2 protein-coding genes and 2 pseudogenes are annotated in these 2,449 nt (G+C 64.6%); 2 read left to right on the top strand and 2 right to left on the bottom strand.

Translation table 11 applies throughout. The annotated features are described in order from the left end of the window. A pseudogene (locus J1C47_RS23400) lies at positions 1-158 on the top strand (IS256 family transposase); the annotation flags it as partial. A 19-nt stretch (positions 159-177) separates the two neighbouring features. On the opposite strand, the gene J1C47_RS23395 reads toward J1C47_RS23400, so the two are convergent. Then, on the bottom strand, positions 178-1,239 hold the full coding sequence (locus tag J1C47_RS23395; protein WP_207353212.1) for an ISAs1 family transposase: 1,062 nt from the start codon (positions 1,237-1,239) through the stop codon (positions 178-180). A gap of 23 nt (positions 1,240-1,262) precedes the next feature. Between J1C47_RS23395 and J1C47_RS23390 the strand changes: the two genes are divergently transcribed. Then, a complete protein-coding gene (locus tag J1C47_RS23390) occupies positions 1,263-1,772 on the top strand; it encodes a hypothetical protein (RefSeq protein ID WP_207353211.1) in 510 nt (169 codons plus the stop codon). Between the two features lie 493 nt (positions 1,773-2,265). Here J1C47_RS23390 and J1C47_RS23385 read toward each other — a convergent pair. After that, positions 2,266-2,449, bottom strand: a pseudogene (locus tag J1C47_RS23385) (IS630-like element ISAli3 family transposase); the annotation flags it as partial.

Below are 2,449 nucleotides of genomic sequence, written 5' to 3'. Positions count from 1 at the left end.
ACAAGACCGCCGAGCTCATGGTCTTCAAGCTCGTCATGGCCGCTTCAAAAACTTGGCGGAAGCTGAAAGGCGAAAATCGCTTGCCGATGGTCATTGCGGGCGTCACATTCACCGACGGCGTCGCGGTCAGCCCAGACGCCGATCAACGCGCCGCCTGATCGGACCCGTCACCCAAAATCAGCCATAGCTCTCGAAGAAGAAGCTCTCGTCCCATCCGGCCTTGAGGAGTTTTCGGCGCATGGGGGTCTTGTCGGGGTGCAGCCTTGCGACGTTGAGGGCGAGGCGGCGCATGACGGCGAGGTTGTGCGGCGCGTTGTCCTTGCGGGATCGGGCATGATCTTCGGCAAAGGCGGTATCGAGGATCCAATGCAGGCTGTTTTCGATGGCCCAGTGGCTGCGCGTCACCTGGATGAGGCGTTCGGGCGTCAGCTTGCGGGAGAGAAGGTAGAAGCGCTGTTCGGTCTCGGCGCCGGGCTGCTCGACGGTCAGCCTCGCGACGGCCTTGAGGCCCGGGAAGCCGGTCTTGACCGCCAGCGCGGCGGCGGGCGCGACGTCGGCCGTGCGGATCACCGCCTTGCCGTTTCGCCGGGCGACGTCGGTGGCGCTCTTGACGCCCGCGCCCGCAAGGGCGGCCTTGGCGCCGGCCAGCAAAGTGGGCTGATTGGCCTTCAGCCGCAGGGCATAGTCGCCCTTGCCGGCGACGATCCGTCCGGCCAGTTCTTCATGGCAGTGCAGCGCGTCGGCGGTGACGAGGCAGCCTTTCAGGCTGATGAGGTCGACGAGCTGCAGGACCGCGTCGCGCTCGTTGCCGCCGGCGGCCTGAAGGTTCGCCAGGGTCAGCCGGGTCTCGGCGGCAAAGGCCGAGACCATCATTTTCGGCATGTAGGCCCCGCCCTTGTCGTAGGCCCGCTTCAACGACTTGCCGTCGAAAGCGACGACGCCGGCGAGGCCTTCGGCAAAGCGCGCCATGAAGGCGAGGAAGGCCTTTTCGAAGCCGGCGGGATCGAGCAGCCGGAACACCCGGCTGAAGGTGTCGTGGCTCGGCGTTCCGTGGCGCAGCGTCAAGAACTTTGCGAGCAGATCGCGCTTGGAAAGGCCGAATTCCTCGAAGTCCTCGCAGCTGCGGGCGCCGCAAAGACTGGCCAGAAGCGCGATGAACAAGAGTTCGACGAGATCGTGCCGCGCATTGCCGGCCCGCGGGTCCTCCACTTCGCTGAAGCATTCGACAAATCGATCCATCTTCGCCTCCACGGAAAAACTCCATGGAGACTTCCAGAATCAATGCCAGCCGAAACCGCAAGCCCGATCAGCTTCAAACCGCCGGCGCCCATATGCGATTCGCCTGGGAGACGCTCGGGGGGAAGAGGGCCGGCCCGCGCACCGGCGCCGGCACAGTCGGGCGCATCGGCCACTCAAGTTTTGTTGAACAGGCGCAACAGACGAGCAGAAAACTCTTAGCAAACCGTCTGCGATGGTCTATGGTCGCCTCGTTGCCTTGGAAGTGCCGGATTCATCGATTTCGGACAGGAGGGATCGCCGTGGCATCGAGGGGAGAAGACCGGACTGAGGATGTCGCCATGTCCGCCTGGACATGGGTCGACGCTCCGGATCTGTTTGAAGAAAAAGGCCTTCTGCGTCGCCTGCAGGCCAATAACGACGCCCTCGACAGCCTGCGTCAGGCGCTGGACGCCGAAGACCACGATTTCGCCCGATTCAGCACGCGGATCACCATCGGCCCCGCTGGCGACCTGTTCGAACCCTCCGATCTCTGACGCACCGTGCCCTCGATGCAACGGTGATCGCCTGCTTTGCCGGCAAAGCATCGGCCGGGAAATTCAACCCGATTTCGACGAGCCCGACGCGTCGCGTCCAGTTGTCTGAGCGCTCACTCTGCGCCCTTCATGCAGGACGAGCGACTTTATCGAGACGCGCGCCGCCAATTTAATACCCGCCGCGCGGACCGAGCCGCCCGGCGCGCTCAAAGCTCGCCCGGGAAGTCCCCGGAGGAGGATCGGCGGGGGATCGTCGTCTCGCCAGGCGCCGAACGCAGTGGATGCCGGGGGCCATCGGCGAGGATCGGCAACGACGCGAGGCGCGACAAGCGCCGCCAAGCCGCGCCGGCCGACCATGCCGGGCCGGCGCGCTTTCGGCCGCCGTCGTCGTCGATCACCGCTTCAGGCGGTGGTCAGCGGCGCGTACGGAAAGGGGCACGATTGCAAGGGGACGAGGCGGGTTCCGCTCACCATCCAGCTCATACCAACCGTCCTAACCCTTGACCTGTGCCCATGATCGTCGGGTGATTGATGCGACGGTTGCCGGGTCTCGTGCGAAGAATGTCCATGCATCGCAGCAGACGTCGACGATGTGGGCATAGTCGTCGAAGACGGTTATGGCGAGTTTGTTCTGGCGCAGATACTGCCAGACGTTCTCGACCGGGTTGAGTTCGGGG

This window comes from Jiella sonneratiae (assembly GCF_017353515.1).
Classification (GTDB): domain Bacteria; phylum Pseudomonadota; class Alphaproteobacteria; order Rhizobiales; family Rhizobiaceae; genus Jiella; species Jiella sonneratiae.
This window is presented reverse-complemented; position numbering and strand designations above follow the sequence as displayed.

What these genes read in the sequence shown, in the direction of transcription:
- J1C47_RS23390 (WP_207353211.1), top strand. Translation starts at nt 1,263, where the DNA reads ATGGAGACTTCCAGAATCAATGCCAGCCGAAACCGCAAGCCCGATCAG.
- J1C47_RS23395 (WP_207353212.1), bottom strand. Translation starts at nt 1,239, where the DNA reads ATGGATCGATTTGTCGAATGCTTCAGCGAAGTGGAGGACCCGCGGGCC.